Source organism: Lentzea terrae, assembly GCF_003265345.1.
Taxonomy (GTDB): Bacteria; Actinomycetota; Actinomycetes; order Mycobacteriales; family Pseudonocardiaceae; genus Lentzea; species Lentzea terrae.
In genome coordinates this window covers 1-18,866 of sequence record NZ_QFWW01000035.1, presented here as the reverse complement: position 1 = coordinate 18,866, position 18,866 = coordinate 1, and the positions used below count along the sequence as shown (strand labels likewise).

Annotated in this window: 19 protein-coding genes and 1 pseudogene; 14 read left to right on the top strand and 6 right to left on the bottom strand. The window is 64.6% G+C overall.

The window, feature by feature from the left end; all coding sequences use genetic code 11:
• Window positions 1–40: 40 nt before the first annotated feature.
• From DI276_RS50550 to DI276_RS42950, 4 genes are all read left to right on the top strand, one after another.
• Window positions 41–202 carry a hypothetical protein gene (locus DI276_RS50550; RefSeq protein WP_157985319.1) on the top strand — a complete coding sequence of 54 codons (162 nt, stop codon included), beginning with the start codon at window positions 41–43 and terminating at the stop codon, window positions 200–202.
• 179 nt (window positions 203–381) lie between these two features.
• A complete protein-coding gene (locus DI276_RS42965) occupies window positions 382–999 on the top strand; it encodes a hypothetical protein (protein ID WP_157985318.1) in 618 nt (205 codons plus the stop codon).
• Window positions 1,000–1,633: 634 nt separating this feature from the next.
• On the top strand, window positions 1,634–3,232 hold the full coding sequence (locus tag DI276_RS42955) for a pentapeptide repeat-containing protein (protein ID WP_157985317.1): 1,599 nt from the start codon (window positions 1,634–1,636) through the stop codon (window positions 3,230–3,232).
• Between the two features lie 409 nt (window positions 3,233–3,641).
• A complete protein-coding gene (locus DI276_RS42950; RefSeq protein WP_157985316.1) occupies window positions 3,642–4,757 on the top strand; it encodes a pentapeptide repeat-containing protein in 1,116 nt (371 codons plus the stop codon).
• Between the two features lie 505 nt (window positions 4,758–5,262).
• Here the strand turns inward: DI276_RS42950 and DI276_RS42945 are convergent.
• A complete protein-coding gene (locus tag DI276_RS42945; RefSeq protein WP_112274912.1) occupies window positions 5,263–6,111 on the bottom strand; it encodes a hypothetical protein in 849 nt (282 codons plus the stop codon).
• A 50-nt stretch (window positions 6,112–6,161) separates the two neighbouring features.
• Entirely contained in the window at window positions 6,162–7,364 is a 1,203-nt protein-coding gene (locus DI276_RS42940; RefSeq protein WP_112274911.1) for a DNA cytosine methyltransferase, read from the bottom strand.
• Between the two features lie 118 nt (window positions 7,365–7,482).
• Here DI276_RS42940 and DI276_RS42935 point away from each other — a divergent pair, with 118 nt between their 5' ends.
• On the top strand, window positions 7,483–7,923 hold the full coding sequence (locus tag DI276_RS42935; RefSeq protein ID WP_112274910.1) for a very short patch repair endonuclease: 441 nt from the start codon (window positions 7,483–7,485) through the stop codon (window positions 7,921–7,923).
• 991 nt (window positions 7,924–8,914) lie between these two features.
• On the opposite strand, the gene DI276_RS42925 is transcribed toward DI276_RS42935, so the two are convergent.
• Window positions 8,915–9,292 (bottom strand): MerR family transcriptional regulator, encoded by a 378-nt coding sequence (locus tag DI276_RS42925; protein WP_112274908.1) that lies wholly within the window; start codon window positions 9,290–9,292, stop codon window positions 8,915–8,917.
• A 688-nt stretch (window positions 9,293–9,980) separates the two neighbouring features.
• On the opposite strand from DI276_RS42925, the gene DI276_RS42920 reads away from it, so the two are divergent.
• Together DI276_RS42920 and DI276_RS42915 are read left to right on the top strand one after the other, a co-directional pair.
• Window positions 9,981–10,679, top strand: coding sequence for a class I SAM-dependent methyltransferase (locus DI276_RS42920; protein ID WP_112274897.1), 699 nt, complete (start codon window positions 9,981–9,983; stop codon window positions 10,677–10,679).
• Window positions 10,680–10,893: 214 nt separating this feature from the next.
• Complete coding sequence (locus DI276_RS42915; protein ID WP_157985315.1) at window positions 10,894–11,817, top strand: hypothetical protein; 924 nt, start codon at window positions 10,894–10,896, stop codon at window positions 11,815–11,817.
• Window positions 11,818–11,828: 11 nt separating this feature from the next.
• Here the strand turns inward: DI276_RS42915 and DI276_RS42910 are convergent, their stop codons facing one another.
• Complete coding sequence (locus tag DI276_RS42910) at window positions 11,829–12,770, bottom strand: GNAT family N-acetyltransferase (protein ID WP_112274893.1); 942 nt, start codon at window positions 12,768–12,770, stop codon at window positions 11,829–11,831.
• 83 nt (window positions 12,771–12,853) lie between these two features.
• Between DI276_RS42910 and DI276_RS42905 the strand changes: the two genes are divergently transcribed.
• On the top strand, window positions 12,854–13,240 hold the full coding sequence (locus DI276_RS42905; protein WP_112274891.1) for a hypothetical protein: 387 nt from the start codon (window positions 12,854–12,856) through the stop codon (window positions 13,238–13,240).
• Here the strand turns inward: DI276_RS42905 and DI276_RS42900 are convergent.
• On the bottom strand, window positions 13,222–13,650 hold the full coding sequence (locus tag DI276_RS42900) for a hypothetical protein (RefSeq protein ID WP_112274889.1): 429 nt from the start codon (window positions 13,648–13,650) through the stop codon (window positions 13,222–13,224). The two genes, DI276_RS42905 and DI276_RS42900, sit on opposite strands and share 19 nt — an antisense overlap.
• Before the next feature lie 927 nt (window positions 13,651–14,577).
• Here DI276_RS42900 and DI276_RS53555 point away from each other — a divergent pair.
• Together DI276_RS53555 and DI276_RS50545 are read left to right on the top strand one after the other, a co-directional pair.
• Window positions 14,578–14,928, top strand: a pseudogene (locus DI276_RS53555) (transglycosylase SLT domain-containing protein); the annotation flags it as partial.
• A 147-nt stretch (window positions 14,929–15,075) separates the two neighbouring features.
• Window positions 15,076–15,225 (top strand): hypothetical protein, encoded by a 150-nt coding sequence (locus DI276_RS50545; protein ID WP_156094437.1) that lies wholly within the window; start codon window positions 15,076–15,078, stop codon window positions 15,223–15,225.
• A 19-nt stretch (window positions 15,226–15,244) separates the two neighbouring features.
• Here DI276_RS50545 and DI276_RS42890 read toward each other — a convergent pair whose 3' ends face one another.
• Entirely contained in the window at window positions 15,245–16,276 is a 1,032-nt protein-coding gene (locus DI276_RS42890; RefSeq protein WP_112274887.1) for a LysR family transcriptional regulator, read from the bottom strand.
• A 225-nt stretch (window positions 16,277–16,501) separates the two neighbouring features.
• On the opposite strand from DI276_RS42890, the gene DI276_RS42885 reads away from it, so the two are divergent.
• Genes DI276_RS42885 through htpX form a run of 4 tightly spaced genes read left to right on the top strand, consistent with a single transcriptional unit; the run spans window position 16,502 to window position 18,778 of the window.
• Window positions 16,502–16,927 carry an NADH-quinone oxidoreductase subunit B gene (locus DI276_RS42885; protein ID WP_232837310.1) on the top strand — a complete coding sequence of 142 codons (426 nt, stop codon included), beginning with the start codon at window positions 16,502–16,504 and terminating at the stop codon, window positions 16,925–16,927.
• Window positions 16,924–17,451 carry an NADH-quinone oxidoreductase subunit C gene (locus DI276_RS42880; RefSeq protein ID WP_112274883.1) on the top strand — a complete coding sequence of 176 codons (528 nt, stop codon included), beginning with the start codon at window positions 16,924–16,926 and terminating at the stop codon, window positions 17,449–17,451. The genes DI276_RS42885 and DI276_RS42880 overlap by 4 nt, the downstream gene beginning before the upstream one ends.
• On the top strand, window positions 17,448–17,900 hold the full coding sequence (locus DI276_RS42875; protein WP_112274881.1) for a 4Fe-4S binding protein: 453 nt from the start codon (window positions 17,448–17,450) through the stop codon (window positions 17,898–17,900). Before DI276_RS42880 ends, DI276_RS42875 begins: the two co-directional genes overlap by 4 nt.
• A 17-nt stretch (window positions 17,901–17,917) precedes the next feature.
• Window positions 17,918–18,778 carry a zinc metalloprotease HtpX gene (htpX, locus tag DI276_RS42870; protein ID WP_112274879.1) on the top strand — a complete coding sequence of 287 codons (861 nt, stop codon included), beginning with the start codon at window positions 17,918–17,920 and terminating at the stop codon, window positions 18,776–18,778.
• Window positions 18,779–18,866 lie beyond the last annotated feature (88 nt).

Here is an 18,866-nt window from a genome sequence, read left to right as displayed (position 1 = left end):
CACGGTCATCAGGTCTTCGTCTGGGTTAGGCAGCTCGGACATGGCGTTCCCCCTCCTGTTCGTACTTGCTCCTGGCACCGGACCAGACGGTGTCAGCGTCTGCATGATCAAGGCGACGGAAAACAACGCCCAGGGCGGTATCCACACGCAGCTCTTCCGGCGTGAACGCGCGTACTCGACGGCGATCCCTGGCGTGTGCTGATCGGCCCGTGAGGACGTCAGTCGGGTCGGCGAACAACCTGCCCAGTCACTGTTCTGAATAAGTAGCACGCCAAGAACCTATGGATGGCAGTGACAGATGTGCCTCAGGCAGTGGTGTGGACCGCTGCCTGAGGCCATGCCAGGCTTTGGATGTGTTGATATTGGCGTGAGGTGGCGAGCATGGTGACCAAATGGGCGAACGTTCACGTAGCGGATCACTCGTTCGGACTGCTTGATGACGGCGAACTCCCCGTTGAGTCAGGCAGCTGGTCCAACGGCCTCATCAAGGTCATGGACGTTGGAGCGCTCATCTACACCGGCATTGACCGCGGGTATGTGCGCCTGATGCTCGATCTCACCGCACAACCGCCGGCACAAGTCGATGCTGGACCGTGGGATGAGATCGTCGAAGTATCGATCACTTCCGACGAGGGGAACCTCCGTATCGACTCCTTCGAGCAAGGACCACCTGATGATCTACCGCTGCTGAGCACCGAGGGACCCGGCTCCTACCGCGTTCGAGTGCATGCACGGGGGCGTGATCTCAAATACGACATGGTGTCGAACGACCCCGTCGAGCACTACCTACTGATCATCTGGCCCGCTGAAGCGTCGCCTGAGGTGATTCTGAGAGCGACGGATCGCTGCGGTGCGAGCCTCAGGACCTCGGCCGCCAACGACGTAGCTTGGCCGCAATCACAACTAGCGTCGGCCGAAGACCCAGAGGAGCAGCGACGAGCCCGTGCACGCCAAAACATTCTTGACGCTATGAGGCGGTCACCCGACAGCGACTCTTGAGCCGCCGGGGTGTCGCCCAGCCCACGGCCCACGACTTGTCGGCACCAGCTGCGGTGTTCAGAGTTTCTTTTCTTCATCAAGGCGGCCCCCTGTGGGGGCCGCTGGTCGTTCGTGCCCGAGTCCGTCGCGGAGTTCAGCCCCGGACAGTGTTGTCGGCGCCTCCAAGCGGGCCTGGCGGCCCGCGTCGGCGCCGACGAGGCAACCGGGGCTGTCCGCGACGGACAAGGCCACGACCACCGGCCCCCGCAGGGAACCGCGAAAGAGAACGAAGCCGCGGAGCATCATCCCGACACGCCATGATCAACCACGGCCAGCGGCACCGGGTCAAGACTGGGACGCGTGTCTTGACCCGGCACCACTGTCCACAAGATCGGCTTCATGTCGGGATGGTGTCCGGGGAGTGGAGCGCTCAGGTTAGAACGAGCGCCGTGTGGCTGACTTGGTCAAGCTGGTCCTGGCGCTCGGCTGCCGCGCCTATGGACAGCTCGATGCCTTGGGGGGCATCGACCAGCCCACAGGCTTGCCATCGGGGAATCGTATGACCGGCCAGGCGGTTTGTTTGGACCCCGGTGACCTTGTATGACGCTATGTCATGCGTCTACACCGGTCCGCCAAGCACAAGCCGCGTTCTCGGATGAGGCTCGGCGTCCATGTTGCTCTTGTGCTGATGGCCGCAGTGGTATCCGCGGTGGCCATTGGAGTGCTGTTGTGGTGGCTGCTGGGCCGCCCGCCATTACGTCAAGCGGGCAGTTGGACGACCGCTAACAGTTTCGAGTTCGCCAAGATCGTGCTTGCCTTGATCGGTGGTGTAGGCGCGGTGGTGGCGCTGGTGATCGCTTACCGCAAACAGCACCTGGGCGAAGTAGCCGAACAGCGTGAGGACATCAAACTGTTCGCTGAGCGGTTCACCAAGGCATCGGACCAACTTGGCAGCGACAAAGCGCCGGTCCGACTTGCTGGCATGTACGCACTGGAGGACTTGGCGCAGGGCACACCCAGCCAGCGCCAGACCATCGTCAACGTGTTGTGCGCTTACCTCCGCATGCCGTACGACTTACCCACGTCGTCTAAGAACACCACCGCCGGGCTGGTAGCAGAGTCAGACGCTGACGCCCAGCCCCATGCCTCGGCCGAGCACACGCCTTCAGTGACACCGGAAGTCCTGAAACAGGAACTCCAGGTTCGGCTGACAGCCCAGCGCATCCTTGCGGATCATCTACGCCCAGGCCCCAGCCCGAGCCGGCCCTTGACCACCTACTGGGGCAAACCAGGCGCCGAGATAGATATTGATCTGACCGGCGCAACTCTGATCGACTTCAATCTGAGCGACTGCCGGATCGGAACCGGTCGTTTCCAGGAGGCGACATTCAGCGGGCACGCCGGGTTCACAGGGGTGGCGTTCGGCGGGTACGCCGGGTTCGGCGGGGCGACGTTCGGCGGGCACGCCGGGTTCACAGGGGTGGCGTTCGGCGGGCACGCCGGGTTCGGCGGGGCGACGTTCGGCGAGGACGCCGGGTTCCACGGGGCGACGTTCAGCGGGTACGCCGGGTTCGACAAGGCGACGTTTGGTGAGGGCGTCTGGTTCGGCGGGGCGACGTTCAGCGTGGGCGCCTGGTTCACAGGGGCGACGTTCAGCGGGTACGCCGAGTTCGACAAGGCGACGTTCGGCGGGGACGCCAGGTTCGACGAGGCGACGTTCAGCGGGATCACCAGGTTCGGCAAGGCGACGTTCGGCGGGGACGCCAGGTTCGACGAGGCGACGTTCAGCGGGATCACCGGGTTCGGCGGGGCGACGTTCGGCGGGGACGCCGGGTTCGGCAAGGCGACGTTCGGCGGGGACGCCGGGTTCGGCAAGGCGACGTTCGGCGGGGACGCCAGGTTCGACGAGGCGACGTTCGGCGGGGACGCCGGGTTCGACAAGGCGACGTTCAGCGGGTACGCCAGGTTCGACAAGGCGACGTTCAGCGGGGACGCCTGGTTCACAGGGGCGACGTTCACAGGGCTTCCGCTGTTCGATAAAGCACGAGTTCGGCTAGATGTACTTCCGTCGTTGAAGCGGAACTGGCCAAATGGCCTGGTAGTCGTCGAGCCTAGGCGGAACTGGCCAACTGGCCTGGTAGTCGTCGAAGCTGACAGCGAGGAGGCGGCACGGCTGCCCAACCACGAGGGACGATGGGGCTACTTGGAAGCAGTGACGGGTGAAGATCCATCAACTGCGGAGTCACTGGAGTAGTGCCTGGTCAAGAGCTAGCTATACAGCAGCGAAGTACAGCAACCGTACCCGACTAGGGGTGATCGTGAACGGGCCGGTATCGACCATCTGACCTCGGCAAAGACCACGATCGGCTGCACTGCCAGCAGTTCGCATCGAGAAGGTCAAACCGGGAAGAGCCAAGCGTTCCGCTGGTCAGGGCTTCCGGAACATGCGCGGAACAGCGGCATCCGCCCCTGAGGGTCGCGCAGCAAAGCCGCAGTTCAAGCTAGATATCGCAGGCCCGACTGTAGATCCTGCGCAAGGATCACAGCGTAAGCTCTCTCCTCGGTGTACCTGGGGCCACTGCTGTATCCACGAGACCACTAGTGCAGCCTTCGACGCCTACGGTGTAACAGACGTCGACCGATGATCGAGGTCTATCGTGGTTGTGACCATCCCTGCCCGAGTCGTAGCAATCATCCGACCAATCGCGTATGTGCTCGGCGGCCTGATTGCTTTGGTGTTTTATGTATTGGCGATCTGGCATGCCCCAGAGTTTCTGGTGAACCGGGATGTGTTGTCTAGAGTTGCGCCTGAGCAGCGCTTGCAGGCCGAACACAACGCACGCTTGATTGTGATCTCCGTCGGTGGTGCCCTTGTTGTTGGCACTGGACTTCTTTATACGGCGCGAAACTACAGGCTGGCGCATCGCGGGCAGGTTACTGAGCGGTTCACTAAGGCGCTTGAGCGCCTCGGCTCCGAAGAGCTTTACGTGCGCATCGGCGGGGTGCACGCTTTGGAGCACGTGATGCGCGACTCATCAGAGCATCACGGCGATACCGTCGAAGTTTTAGTGGCCTTCATCCGCGATCAAGCTCCTCGCCGAAGCACTGAGTCCGTCCCTGTTACGCAGTGGATGCACCCACCGATCGAACCGGGGGTTGCAGCGCTGCCGGAGGAGCCTGCGGCTGATGTGCAAGCCGCGTTAACGGCACTTGGTAGGCGCCCAGATCGTGCTGGGTGTGAGCGGGCCCAAATCAATCTCTGTGATTTGCACCTAGAAGGCGCGCAACTCAAAGGTGCGCGACTGGCAGGAGTGAATCTGAGCAATACGCAGCTACATAGGGCAGACCTGAGGGCGGTGGAACTTCAGCGGGCGGATTTAAGGGGCACGCAGCTCCTAAGTGCGGATCTGGTGGATGCGCAGCTTCAGCAAGCGGATCTACGGGGTGCGCAACTCCAAGGTGCGCTTCTGGTGGATGCGCAGCTTCAGCACGCGGATCTACGGGGCGCGCGGCTTCAGGGCGCGGTTCTGGTGGAAGCACATCTCTACGGCACAGATCTGGTGGGTGCAGAAATCCAAGGCGAGTCCCTAAGAAGGGCGCGGCTCCGCGGCGCAATGCTGACAGAGGCTCAGTTCCGGGATGCGGTTCGGGTGGCGGCAGCTGAGCTTCAAGGAGAGTCTCTGACGGGGATGCGGCTTCAACGAGCGACTCTGATTGAGGCCCATTTTCAGGGCGTGATTCTGACGAAGACGGAACCCCCGAAACCTGAAGCTGGCTGAACAATCAATAACCATCTATTGGGCACACCTGTTGTGACGAGCGCTCAGTTGGCTCGCTTGATCGAGCTGGTCCTGGCGCTCGGCTGCCGCGCCTATGGACAGCTCGCCGCCGAGGCGCCGACCAGGACCGCAGTCGATCCCAGGCAACGCAGGTGAGCAGACGAGCTATCTGACGCGCTGGTCAGACGCTCTCGGCGGTCTGCGGCAACAGTGTTCGGGGCAGTCACGGGACGCCTGCGTGACCTCGGCGCGTTCGTGCTGGTCAGACATCAGTGTTGTTCTGGAGGAAGTGCCGCACGATGGAACTTCGGAGTTGGCCACCCATGCAACGGCCTCGACGGGTAAGGCAGCGTCTGCCAACGACCACTTTTCGTGAGTCTGCGGACACGGTGAGCCCTCACCGACAGATAGCTAAGGCTCCTCGTCTCCAGTGCCCTCGTGATTCGCGTCTAGTCGACCCGGTATGACGCCATCGAGAGTGAATTTGCGCGAAGGATGCGGCTCATCAAATACGGGCGAAGATGGAGCCGTAGTCGGTGGCTACCCGCCTGATCATGTTCTGATAGTTGAACGTGTCATTTGCCTGGGGTGCGGGCGCACCCTCAATCAGCGTCACGGAACCGCCATCGTTGCGAAAGTCCAGAACGGTGACGCCAATACTGTCAAAGCCGACTTCGGACGATGCCGATCGTCGAGGGATCTCTCTAATCTTCTGCAGCACGGCTTGAGCAACGCGTGGCTGGTCATGCCGCGACACCTCAGGCTCACGTTCGTCGAGCGAAAAGGCGTTGCGTGTAGGTGATATGTACTCGCTGGCGGCGTTGATCTGCACGTATCCGATGGCAAGCGCCTGCTTGGTAGCGCCATGAACGCAGACGTGCGAAGAGTTGAGTTCGTCGTAGAGGCGAGGTAGTGACTTGATGTGTTCGGTCATGCACGCCTTGGCTTCAAGCGCGATGAGTACCGATGAGACTGGTGCAACACGCAGTTCCGGGAGTGAGGACAGGGCGTCTTGCTCGGCTTGCGTGAGTGGGATTTTGAACTTCTCAGCCAGGCCGGAGAAAGAGAGTTTGACTTTCTGGTCCACATCCGCCGGCCTCGCGATGACCAGATCGAGCTTCTTCTTGCGCCCGGTCGCGTAGTCGGTCATCGAGTGGTTCACGCCGAGCACGATCTTGCCCTGCTCGGCGTGCGCTCGTAGGAGCGGCGACTCGATCAGGAGATCGAGCGCGACTCCCCAACAGCCGACCTTGGAGTGGCGATCAGACCTGGGGTGGTACTGCCACTTGTTGCCGTATCGATCTGGTTCGCCGGGATTCTGCAGATACCTGGCGAGGAGGCGCGGCCCAAACATGATCAGCGACGATAGCGGTACGGCCGCATCTAAGCGAGGGTTTCGCCCTATCAGGCTGGTACAGGCTGGGTCTTTGCGCGTGTGTGCTCGACGTAGGCGGCCATGTCTTCCCTGAACCCAGGGTGTCGACCGAGGTTCGTGGTCTGCAACCTGCTCCAGAAGCCGCTCGCGGCCCTGTGCGACAGTGGCGTGCACTCATCGACATTGAGCACGTCTAGTAGATGACTGTATGGCTCTTGTCGAGGGAACTCGCTGATCTTCACCGACCAAGCCTGGTCGCCTTCACCCCAGCCTGCCGAGGACCAACGCTTCTTCGTCGTGTTCTCGGTGAAACGACTCGCGTCGAAGTCGCCAGGGTTGTGGATGCGTTGGGCAATCCACTTCGCTACGCCAACGGTGACAGCGTTACCTACGAGTTTCCATCGAGGTCCGTTGCGACGGTTGTCGTCGACTGCGGGTGCGGTCCAGCCTCGCGCGAATCCTTGGAGTGCCTCGGCGTCCTCGACAGTGGGAACGATGAAGCGAGGACTGCCTGATGCTCTAGGAAGCCACACGGCAGGGGGAGACGGGATCCCAAGCGACGAGCCCCCTTTGAGGGTCGGGGTGGCGTCTTGTGCCCAACCGACTCCGCTGCGCCCTTCCGTCCAATAAAACCCGAACGCATCGTCTTGCAGGTTCGTTCCGTCGATGCCTGGGTGCTCGTCAGAGAACAACACCGAGCGAGGATCGTCGGTACACGACGCGACCAGAACGACGCGCCGGCGTCGCTGCGGAACGCCAGTGAACCGAGAGTCAACTACGCGATATGCCCATCGGTAGCCCAGCGCACCGAGTTCGCTAACGAGGTACGCCATCGCTTCGCCGCGGTCGAGCGTGAGCATGTTGGGCACGTTCTCGATGAGAACCCACGGCATGCGCTGCCGTTGGCGCTTCAAGACCTCAAGCATCTCGAACACATGGGACACCAGTCCAGACTGGGCGCCCTTGATGCCGGCTGTCCTGCCTGCCTGGGAGAGATCCGTACAAGGGAAACCAGCTGCCAGCAGGTCCAGTCCCGCGGGCAGGTCACGAAGCGTCTGAACATCAGGATGCAGGTCAACACCCTCGAAGTGGTGTGCAAGTACCCGCTTGGCCGGTTCCCAGTTCTCACAGAGCAGCACGGTGTCCAGCGCGTCACCGAGAGCTTCGTGGAAGCCTCGCTCGATGCCACCGATTCCCGCGAACAGCCCCGCAACCCTGAAAGAGCTGGGCACGTCGTCTCCTCTCACCCAAGATCGCACCTGACATTACAAGGAACGACTGACAAACTCGAGCCCGAGGCCCTGACCAGCAGTTTCCGGGCGGCAACGCCGACTCTCTTACGCTTGAGCCATGGCAACCGAGTCGTGGGCATCATCGGCTGGGGTGCGGGCCAGCATGCGGTCCAACCGCAGTCGCGACACCAAGCCTGAGTTGGCGTTGCGCTCGGCGGTGCACGCACTTGGACTGCGCTACCGCGTGGCTGCTAGACCGCTCCCGCAGATCCGGCGAACCGCAGACCTGGTCTTCACTCGCGCTAAGGTCGCAGTCTTCCTCGACGGCTGCTTCTGGCACGGATGTCCCGAGCATCACACCAAGGCCGCTACGAACGCCGGCTTCTGGGCCGACAAGGTCAGAGCCAATCGCGACCGTGACCGGGATACAGACAAGCGGTTCCATGAAGCAGGCTGGCACAGCATTCGGGTATGGGAACACCAGGATCCAAAGCAGGCAGCCCTTGAGATCGCCTCGGTCGTTCGGCAGCGACGGCAAGGGACTCCGACTGTGGACTGATCGATCATCTGGCGGCTTGAATCCGCGAACTCTCCCGGAACTGACTGTCCAATTAGGACAAACTTGGGCCGTCTGGGGGCCGTCAAACAACCCTCAGGGACGACAAACGACGCTGACCGACGAACAAGGTTTTCGCTGGTCAGCGTCGTTCTCAGGGCTTTGACCTCAGCCCTGCTTGGTCTCCCAGAAGATCTTGTCGATCTCCATGGCAGGCGTAAGTTGCACGGTCGCAGGGCCGGTCTGGTCGTGGGTCACGGCCCAGAGACGAAGTCTGCCGACCTGTCGACGACAAAGGGCTTGCCAGGGCAGCTTGGTGACCAACCGCGGGAGAGGGCTGCGCGGATGTCGTTGGCGACGTCAGCCGGCCTGATCGGAGCCATAGGGGCGTTGACCCAGTTGCTCGGGTGCGGCTGACCAGTCTTTACGACCAGGACGGTTCCTGCGGAGTCGACCTGTTCGACTGCGTAGTTCAACGGTGTCCAGGCGAGTCCCTGGCAGTACGACGGTTTGTGCCGGATGCGCCACCGGTAGACGATCCCGTCAACGACGATCCGCCGAGAGCCCTTTCGCACCAGAGCCATGTCCGCCCCCACGTCACGCTTGTCCGAGTGCGGAAAGTACACGAAGCGGCGGTGTGGTCGACACCGGTATTCACTGCGTGCGTGCAGCTCACAAGCTTTGGCGCGTCTGCAGTCCCAGCTGTGGAACATGTGTGGAACGCAAACAGCTGATCAAAGGTGGCTGACGCTTTTGTCGCAGGTCAGGATCGTGCGCCTGCGAGTCTGGAAGCTCCGCACGATGGAACTGCGCGGCTAGACCTCGCCCACGCAGTGCCGTTCCGCAGTTCCTGCATGAGGGCCTGATATGCCGGTTGACCTGCTCCGATGCTGCCAACGTCGTCAGCGTGAGCAGGTCACCGTCTGCCGCTTTGCGACCACGGCAATCTCGTGGTGAGCTCAGCTTCGCGTCGACGTCCGATGCTCGGATGGGGTTACACGCCTTGCAATGGCGGGTGTGGCTCCTCGGGCGCTGGCGGAGGCGTGAGCTTGGCGTTGAGTGCCCGAGCTTCCTGGAGTTGGTCTTCCAGAGTGACGATGCGGCAGGCGGCGTCCAGGCCGGTGCCCTGGTCGACCAAGGCGCGGACACGGGCGGCCAGACGCAGCTGGTAGCGGCTGTAGCGACGGTGCCCGCCGGCCGAACGTTGCGGCTCGATGAGTTTCGCCTCGTCCAGGCTGCGCAGGAAGTTCGCCGAGGTGTTGAGCAGTTCCGCGGCCCGGCCCATCGTGTAGGCGGGGTAGTGCTCGTCGTCGAACTTCTCGGCTGGGGTTTGCGGTTCGTTGCCCGCTGCTTCATGACTACCTGGGGTCATCGCGCCTCCGCATCACGAGGGGCCCCGGTGCAGTAGCACCGGGGCCCCAGGGTTGTTGGGTTTCACTTCCACCTAGCCGACCGTGAGATCGACTCTCTCTGTCCGCGTGACCCCTGTCAGTAGCGGGCGTAGCGGGGATCGCGTGTGCGTAACCGAAGACCACCTTCCAATCTGATGGAACTGCGGTACCCGTTCGGCAGAGTTCAGCCGAAGGCGGGCGATCCGATGGTGTGCAACCCTTCCCTTCTCCTCTGATTACTACCTTTTCCTCACGTGGCTGTCGGCGCCGGTCCTCATGCACGTGCCGGCTTCACTTCCACCGACTGCCCTCGGTCACCTGCCTGGAGCACTCGAGTTGCGGCTCTGGCACGCCTGACCGTCTTGCGCTCAATCTCACGGGTAGTTCGTCATCTCCCGTGCCATGTGATCTCTCGTCCAACAGGAAGAAGAGTACCTGGGCTCGACGGAGGATGTCTACCCTCGTCACCATAGATTTTCTGTCTCACCTGACGTGCCTGTGCTCACCTGGCCTTATCCCGGTCCTCCGCTGTCCATGCGCGCTCGGAGCAACAGCAGCGCCACGACGTCAGCGTCGCGACAGACGAGGCCACGACCAGCAACCCCCACAGGGAACTGCAAAAGTGGAACGAAGCTGCGGATCATCATTTGCGATACGCCATGATCGGCCGTGGAAAACGACTACGACCTCTTCGCCGAGGCGTACACGGCCGTGAACGACACCAGCCTCCTCAACGCCTACTACACCCGGCCCGCGATCGTGAACCTGGCCGGCGATGTGACCGGTCGGCGGATTCTGGACGCCGGGTGCGGTTCCGGTCCCGTGTCCGAGGCGCTGCGCGACAAGGGCGCCATCGTGGCCGGCTTCGACCGCAGCGCGAAAATGGTGGAGCAGGCCCGGCAGCGCCTCGGCAACGACACGGACCTGCGGGTCGCCGACATCAGTCAGCCGCTGCCGTACCCCGATGGCGCGTTCGATGACTGCGTCGCCGCCCTGGTCCTGCACTACCTGGAGGACTGGACCGCACCGCTGGCTGAGTTGCGGCGGGTGCTGAAGCCCGGTGGCCGGCTGATCGTGGTCGTCAACCATCCCATCCTCCTCAAGATGGTGCATCGCGAGACTGACTACTTCGCGACCACCAAGTGGTCCGACGAGTACAACTTCAACGGTCAGAAGGCCACGCTCACCTACTGGCACCGGCCGCTGCACGCGATGACCGACGCCTTCACCGCAGCGGGCTTCCGCACGGCCGTCATCAGCGAGCCACCTCCGGCGCCGGAGGCCCATGAACTCTTTCCCGATGAGATGGCGAAATTCCCGTCCGGGGCCTTCCTGAGCTTCGTGTTCTTCGTCTTGGAGGCCGCCTGACTTGGCGAGGTGCAGCTCGCCCAAGGCCCCCGTGGACGACGCCGGGGGCCTTCGTCGTGCACGAGATCACCAAAACGTGAAGGCAAGCTCGGTAGCCGCAATAGCGTGTCGAGTGCGGCCGCTTGGGGAGAGCGGCCCCGACCAGGGGGATGCCGACATGCGTAGACGGACTGTTCTGCAACTACCGCTCGTACTGGGAGTAGCGGCTTCATCGATGGCGGCAGTGGGGCGGACAGCGCTCGCCCAGGTGCCCGCCGACATCCACATCGCGACGATGTCGGCCGAAGAGGTCTGGCACAACATCCGTCGAGCTGACGGCAGCTGGGACGGCTTCGCGGTGCTCGACCGGTCGAGCACCCAGTTCACCAAGAGGAACATGGCCTCCGCGGTGGTGAACGGCGAGGAAGTACTGGCCTACCAGAGCTTTCACAGCCCGCTCGCCATGAAGACGTACATCCGGACCCGCCACGCGGACGGCACCTGGTCGCTCGAGATCCATTCGAGCCTGAGCGCCCGGGACACCGCGCTCGCCGCCGTCGCCGGCGAACTGCACATGGTGCAGCGGAATGTCTCGATCGCCGAGATGGATCACAGGATTCGGCGTGCCGGCGGCGACTGGACGTCGCTCACCTCGGTTCCAATCCCGCCGCGCTCGACCGGAGCATCGCTGACAGGGGCCGGCGCCGAGTGCCGGCTCATGGTGCTGGACGAGGACGGAAAGACCATGCACCCGTACGTTCGACGGGTCGACGGAACGTGGACGTCACCCGGTCCGATCAGCTTCGAGCCGCCGGCCGGCACCGTGCTGACGAACGTCCAGATCGCGCAGGTCGGCACTCAGCTGCACGTGATCGCGTTGACGAGCGGTGGCCTGCTGTTTCACGAGACTCGCGGACCGGACAACACGGGCAGCGGGTTCCGGAACGTCTACGACGAGGTCGGCTACCCCGGTGACGTCGCCAAGTTCTCGGCGACCGCTTCCGGCGAGAGGTTGCACATCGCGATCATCACCAAGACGTCGGACCTGCTCCACACGATCCGGTACGAGACCGGCGCGTGGCAGCGGCTCGGTCATCTCGGCAAGGCTCCTGGGACCAATCCGTTGCCCGACGTGACGATCGCGGGGGCAGGCGTCTGAGTTGGCCACCGTCACGCCTCCAGTGCCCAGCGCACGTACCGCATCTTCGGCACGAACCCGGCCTTCTCGAAGACCTCGGCCGCGTTCTCCGAGTCCACCTGCAGGCTGGCTTGGTCGTAGCCCTGCTCGGCAGCGGCCCGAAGCGCACGAGAGATCAGCGCACTGGCAACGCCGCGCCTGCGGTACTCCGGGCGCGTCCCGACGACCATGAAGTGCGCGTCACGGATCCCGGTGGCCTCCGTGTCGGCCTCCCAGTGCATGGTCACCAACAGCCCCGCCGGCTCACCATCAGCGTCGCGCAGCAGAAAGCTGACCTCTGGCCGGAACGTCTGGTTGGTGATCTTGTTCTGCCAGAGGTCCGCGGGCATCGGCACCGTGCCCCAGTGGTCCGCGTAGGCCTCGTTCCGGACGAAGCGGAAGTCCTCGTCGTTCTGCTCCGACCACGCCTCGATGGGCAGCCCCGCCTGGACCTCGCCCAACGGGTCGAGCGGGTGCTCCATGCGCTGGTAGTAGCGGGCGGGCACGAAACCCCGGGACCGCATCAGTTCGGGCACTCCGGCGATCTTCTCGGCTTTGTGGACGTCGACCGCGAGCCTCAACGTCGGGTGGTGCAACGCGTGCACGACCTTCGCCGCCGAGATCCCGGCCTCCACCAGTGCAGTACCGACTCCACGCCGCCGGTATGACGGATGCACTCCGCCGTCCAGCGTGACCCGGTGGACCTCTTCGGCTGACGGCTTGTGGCGCACCTTCATGTAGCCGACCATCACGTCACCGTCGAAGACCGCGAGACTCGCGCGCTCCAAGTCCGCGTAGGGGTCGATCAGCTCCGTGAGCGTGTCCTCCGCTGTGTAGTACTCGCCGATCTGGTCCGCGGCTTCGATGGCGTTGAGCAGGTCGGCCGACGTCTGGGCGTCCGCGCTGGTGAGCGGCCGCCACGTGAGGGAACGCATGCCGCCGACCGTATTCATGTGCGTACGGGCTGTCTCCCGGGTTTGTCGGCGCCGCATGGTCCGGAACGAATAGCCTCGGGTGAGTGCCCAACATTCTCACGATCGGCTTCGACCCCCACACCATTCCCGGCTTCGACCCAGCCCCCGTCGCCGCAGGCATCGAGCACGGCAGCAGGCTGTTCGCCGAGCTCGGCCTCACCGAGGACCTCCTCCTGATCGACTTCGCCGAGCTGGGCGGCGCGGCGGAGGCCAAGATCGTCGACAAGCTCCGGCAGACGCAGTACGACGCCGTCCTGATCGGCGGCGGCATCCGCAAGGGGACTGGACTGCTCGAGCTCTTCCAGACCGTCGTGAACCTGGTGCACTGGCACCAGCCGGATGCGGCCATCGCCTTCAACGAGAGCCCCTTCGACAGCCCGGACTGGGCGGTCAAGGCGCTGGAACAGCGGCGTCAGTACAACAAGAAGTAGGGCAGGGCGCCGACCAACGGCAGCACCACCCACAGAGCAACAAAGCCGAAGGCGCCCACGGCGATCACCGTCAGCCGCCCCCGCCTGCGCTCGCGGAAGAACTCCACGCCGCCGTACCCGAGGAACGCCAAAGCCCCCGCCACCAGCACCGCAGTAGGCACGGGCGCCTCCTGCCACGCCCAAGCGACGAGCAGCCCGACGGCGAGCACGAACGCGAGCGCGGCGAACTCGATGAACGCCCCGGCTACGTCCTCCTGAGCGTCGGCGTCGCGGACCCACTGCCGGAACGAGTGCCAAGCGCGCGAGGGCAGCGAGAAGAGCCGGCGTTGCCACCACGGGCGCGCGGCTTCAAGGCGCGCCTGAAGCACGGCCTCCCGCGCAGCCCGGAACCGCGCCGATTGATCACCCACAACATCGAGTGAACCACGAGGGCGTCGGCTCCGTACCCCTCTTCGAGACGCAGAAAACGCTGTCCAGCGATCAAGAACCTGCAGGTCAGCGCAACACAACTCAATGCAACTACGAAGCGTGACGGCATCACTCGATCGCGTGGTCGTGGAGGTAACCCATAACGAGAGCCGGGCTCACACCGAACTAACAGACAGCTCCGCCAGTTCGTCAGGAGGCAACGATGAACTTAAGCAGGATGCAATCGGCTCGCTGACTGTCTGTCAGCAACGGATAGTCCAACTCATCGGAAACGTGACGAGAGTCACCCAACGGGCGCTCAAGCTTGCCTGCGCTCGTGACGCGAGGTTACGTTCTCGCCCGCCGATAACGGTTTGGTCACCGGCAGGACACAGGAACCGCAGTACATAGGGTCCAAAGTCCGGCCCGGAATCCCCCGCCGAGCAAGTCTGGTGGCCAAGCTCCCCGACGCAGGAGGCTCCCCCTTGGCCCGGCACAGCAAGGCCGCCGGCCGAACCGTGTACACGGTCGTGCCCAACGCAGAACTGAAGGCCGGCGCGCATCGCGCCGAAGACGACAAGGTCCCGCTCGCTCACCGGGTGAGCGCCATCGTCGTCGCAGCTGGTGTCGCTGCCGGCACCGCAGCCATCGCCAACGCCGCGACCAGCGGCTCCTCGACGGAACTCGCCGCGGGTGCGGCCGAGCTGGGCGCTCTCCCCGACCAGCAGGCCAAGACGATCCAGACGGTGCACGACGTCAACCCCGGCAACCAGGTCGGCCGGCTGCTGCAGTTCCAGCAGATGTACGCGCAGCAGGCGTTCGAGCAGGCCAGCAAGGTCGCCGCGGACGCGCACGCTCAGCGCGAGGCTGCGGCGAAGGCCGAGGCCGAGCGTCAGATCGAGATGCGCAAGCCGGCCAAGCAGCGCGAGATCGAGGGCTGGATCAAGGAAGCCATCAAGGTCCTGCAGGCCAACGGCACGAACATCGACAACAGCAGCATCGACGAGATCTACACGATCATCATCAAGGAGTCGAACGGCAACCCCAACGCCGTCAACAACTGGGACTCCAACGCGCTGCGCGGTACGCCGTCCAAGGGCCTCATGCAGTGCATCGACCCGACGTTCCGCGCTTACAAGCTGGCCGGCTACGACAACATCCTCGCGCCGGTCGACAACATCATCGCGGGCGTGCGCTACACGTACGCGCGCTACGGCGGCTTCCACAACCACCCCGGTCTGGTCAGCATGGGCCTGGGTGGCGGGTACCGGGGGTACTAAAGACGCCAATCGCGCCGTGTCGGGGTGCGTGAAACCTATCGGCGAGCGATGCTGTCAATCAGGTTCACCCACAAGCATGGCGGCCCTAGCGGGTACACGCCCGGTAGTGCTCCCATCGAAGCGATCCCCGAACGCAGGGAGTGGCCGATGAACGAGCAACAGGCACGCGACGACGAGCTGGCGAAGATCCGCTCGGAGGCGACGAACTGGCTGGCCAAGATGGCCAAAGCCCAGCAACGTCCCAAAGTCGAACAGCGGAGGCCTGAGCACGACGCCATGACACCCGCGAAGAAGTAAGGAACAGCGAGCGCCTCGGCTACGGCCGGGGCGCTTCTGCTTTGAAGGCCGACCACAGCAGGTTCAGCGGATGATCCGCCGGATGCTTCGACAGCTCGTCCGTTCGGGCGAAAACGCCCACAAGTCGCTCCAGCGAGTCATCTGAGAGCTCCACGACGCGGAGTCCGCCTCCCTCCCGGAGTTCGTTGTTCGACGCCACCACGCCCAAGCCAGACGTCACGATCATGGCCCCCTGGACGAGGTTCGAGCGCAGCAGCGAGATGCCGTACTGGATCTCGTCGATCTCGGCCGCGATGTCGAGCCCCTGGCGGTAGTCCGGCCCGAACCAGCCCCGCAGGAACTCGGCGATCAGCCCCGCCCCCGGCACGACCAACGGGACCGACCGCAGCTGTGGTACCCGCACGCGGTCGCCGACAACCGTCGTCGGCAGGTTCGTGAGCAACGCGAGCCCGCCGCGCCGCCACTCGATCACGTCGAACTCGGGGCGCTCCCAGCCGGCGCCGGCCCGTGTCACGACGCTGCCGCACACCACGTCGACCTCGCGCGTCTCGAGCTTCGCCCAGATGTCCTTGGTGCGGATGTGCACGACCTTGAGGTCCACGTCGCGCTCGCGGAACTCGTCGGCGACGTGGTGCCACGCCTTCGCGAGCGTGTCCAGCATGTATCGCGTCGTGCCGACGGTGACGGTCGTGCCGAGCTTGCGGCGGCACTCGTGAATTCCGTCGAGCCACTCCGCGAGCGTGTCCCGCGCCAATTCGACGAGCGACTCACCAGTCGGCGTGAACAGCACGTCTTTTCCGCGTCCCTGCTTCACCACCAGCGGTTCGCCGCACAGTTGCTGGAAGTTCCTGTTCAACGTGTCCAGCTGCTTCTGCACGCTCGACTGTTCGCGCCCCAACGCCCGTGCTGCCCGCAGCGCCGAACGGGTCTCGTGAACGGTCAACAGGGTCCTGAGCTGGTCCAGCGTGGTATCCAGGAGAGCGCCGGGCATGTTCAGCAAGCGGTGCAGGGAGGTGCTCGTGGGGAGCACCAACTGGGACGAGCCGGACATCGGAACCCTCTCTGATGTTCTACCGATCAGTTGAACTGAACTTGACCGCATTTCGCAGAGAAATGATCTGCAGATCCTGTTCGCAAATCTCTGGACACTTATGGCGCGGTGTACAAAGCTATCTGCGGCGACCACGCGTGGGAGCCGATTCCGGGGGGAATCATTGGGGGGTGGGGGTCCGCCAGGCGCAAGCTGGTGGGCCCCCAAGTATTACCCTCGCTGGTTGTGACCGTTTCCGAACGCCCGGACAGTGTTGTCTTGAACTGGGGCACCACCTACCGGGTCACCGTCCTCGAACTCGGGCTCGCCTGCTGCGGAGTCGAAGTGATGGCAGCTCTCGACCGCCTTCCCGACCTCGGCGTCACGCCGGTCGACGGCGCGGGCGAGGCGCACGTTCTCGTCGTCTCCGGCACCGTCACGGACGTCATGTTGCCCGCTGTCATCCGCAGTTACGAGGCCATGCCCGAACCGCGCTACGTGATCTCCGTGGGCGCCTGCAGCAACACCGGCGGCCCGTACTGGGACTCCTACAGCGTCACCAAGGGCATCGACCAGGCGCTGCCGGTCCACGTCGCCGTTCCCGGCTGCCCGCCGCGCCCGGAAGCGCTGCTCGAAGGCCTCAAGGCCCTCCACGGGCTGGTGAACACATGACCCCAAAGACCGCGTTCGGTCAGACCATCCACCACGTCGATCTCGCCGACTGGCTGGAAACCGCGACCAAGCACCACAGCAGCGGTTACGTGATGTTCGACTGGCTCGGCGTCGAGGACGCGGGCCGGCCGGGCGCGTCCGGCCAGCGGCACGCGGTGTTCCTGCACGTCATCAACCCGCAGACGCGCGAAGGCGTGATGCTGCGGACCGAGGTCGACGAGGCCGGCCGGCTGCCCAGCGTCGCGCACCTTTGGCAGGGCGCGCGGTGGCACGAGCGCGAGGCCGCCGAGATGTTCGGGATCACCGTGCAGGACGGCGAGCCCGAACACCTGCTGCTGCCCGAGAGCTTCCAGGGCCACCCGCTGCGCAAGGACTTCGTGCTGGCCTCCCGCGTCGTGCGCCCGTGGCCGGGCCGCCTCGAACCGGGCGAGGACAACACCAGCGCCCCGAGCCGCCGCCGCACCGCACCACCTGGCGTGCCGGACCCGTCGTGGGGCCCGCGCCGTGAAGAGGAGCCGTCGTGACGAACCTTCCGCCGCGCACAAGAGGCGTCATCGCGCTGTTGGAGGCCAACTGCACGGTCTGCATGATCTGCGCGCGCGAGTGCCCCGACTGGTGCATCCACATCACGTCGCACACCGAGGTCGAGCAGCAGCCCGGAAGCGCGAGGCCGCGCAGCCGCAACGTGCTCGACCGGTTCGCGATCGACTACGGCCAATGTCTGTACTGCGGCATCTGCGTCGAGGTCTGCCCGTTCGACGCCCTGCACTGGGCGCCGGACTTCGGCTATCCGGGCACGGGCTCGATCGACGGCGACGGCGCCGTGGCGGAACTGGTCCACGAACGCGACGTGCTGGCCACGTGGGTCGAGAAGGTTCCGCCGCCACCACCGCTCGACCCGGCCGCGGAAGCCGCGCCGGAAACGGCGACCGGAACTGGCAGGAGGCCTGGTTCGTTGAGAGGTAGGACGTAAAACCCGGAGGCGGAACCGTGCACAAGCACTTCAACGGGTTGAAGACGGCCGTGCTGCTCGGCGGGATGAGCGCGCTGATCGTGGTGATCAGCGGTCTGTTCGGCCGGACGGCACTGGTCATCGGCCTGGTGTTGGCCTTGGGCGTGAACGCCTACGCGTACTTCAACTCCGACAAGCTCGCCCTGCGTGCCATGCGGGCGATCCCCGTGTCGCAGGTCGAACAGCCCGTGCTCTACGCGATCGTGCGCGAGCTGTCGCAGAAGGCGCGCCAGCCCATGCCGCGGCTCTACCTGAGCCCGACCATCGCACCGAACGCGTTCGCGACGGGCCGCAACCCGCGCAACGCCGCCGTGTGCTGCACCACCGGCATGCTGGACCTGCTGGACGAACGCGAGCTGCGCGCCGTCCTCGGCCACGAACTCGCGCACGTCTACAACCGCGACATCCTGATCAGCTGCGTGGCCGGCGCGCTCGCGGGCGTGATCACGATGCTCGCGAACCTGGCGCTGCTGGCGGGAATCTTCGGCGGCGGCGATGACGACGACGGCCCAGGACCGTTGGGGCTCCTGCTGATCGCGCTGCTCGGCCCGATCGCGGCCACCGTGGTGCGCCTGGCCGTGAGCCGCTCGCGCGAGTTCCAGGCGGACCAGTCCGGTGCCGAGCTCACCGGCGACCCGCTGGCGCTGGCCTCGGCGCTGCGCAAGATCGAGCTGGGGACGCGGGCGGCGCCGCTCGCACCGGAGCCGGAGGTGGTGTCGCAGAGCCACCTGATGATCGCGAACCCGTTCCGCTCGGGGGAACAGTTCGCGAAGTGGTTCTCGACCCACCCGCCGATCGCCGACCGCATCCGCAGGCTCGAGGAGATGGCGCGCCGCTAGCTGTACTTGGTCATGAGGTTGGTGACTGAACGCGGCTGATGGGTGGGTGGCCATCGAGTGCGGTGTGACCGCGTTCAGTGTTGTAGTG

Coding starts and splice junctions, on each gene's coding strand:
- DI276_RS42925 (WP_112274908.1), bottom strand. CDS start 9,292: ATGACCCCAGGTAGTCATGAAGCAGCGGGCAACGAACCGCAAACCCCA.
- DI276_RS42935 (WP_112274910.1), top strand. CDS start 7,483: ATGGCAACCGAGTCGTGGGCATCATCGGCTGGGGTGCGGGCCAGCATG.
- DI276_RS42945 (WP_112274912.1), bottom strand. CDS start 6,111: ATGTTTGGGCCGCGCCTCCTCGCCAGGTATCTGCAGAATCCCGGCGAA.
- DI276_RS42890 (WP_112274887.1), bottom strand. CDS start 16,276: ATGTCCGGCTCGTCCCAGTTGGTGCTCCCCACGAGCACCTCCCTGCAC.
- DI276_RS50550 (WP_157985319.1), top strand. CDS start 41: ATGGCGTTCCCCCTCCTGTTCGTACTTGCTCCTGGCACCGGACCAGAC.
- DI276_RS42910 (WP_112274893.1), bottom strand. CDS start 12,770: ATGCGTTCCCTCACGTGGCGGCCGCTCACCAGCGCGGACGCCCAGACG.
- DI276_RS42915 (WP_157985315.1), top strand. CDS start 10,894: ATGGCGGCAGTGGGGCGGACAGCGCTCGCCCAGGTGCCCGCCGACATC.
- DI276_RS42965 (WP_157985318.1), top strand. CDS start 382: ATGGTGACCAAATGGGCGAACGTTCACGTAGCGGATCACTCGTTCGGA.
- DI276_RS50545 (WP_156094437.1), top strand. CDS start 15,076: ATGAACGAGCAACAGGCACGCGACGACGAGCTGGCGAAGATCCGCTCG.
- DI276_RS42955 (WP_157985317.1), top strand. CDS start 1,634: ATGAGGCTCGGCGTCCATGTTGCTCTTGTGCTGATGGCCGCAGTGGTA.
- DI276_RS42880 (WP_112274883.1), top strand. CDS start 16,924: ATGACCCCAAAGACCGCGTTCGGTCAGACCATCCACCACGTCGATCTC.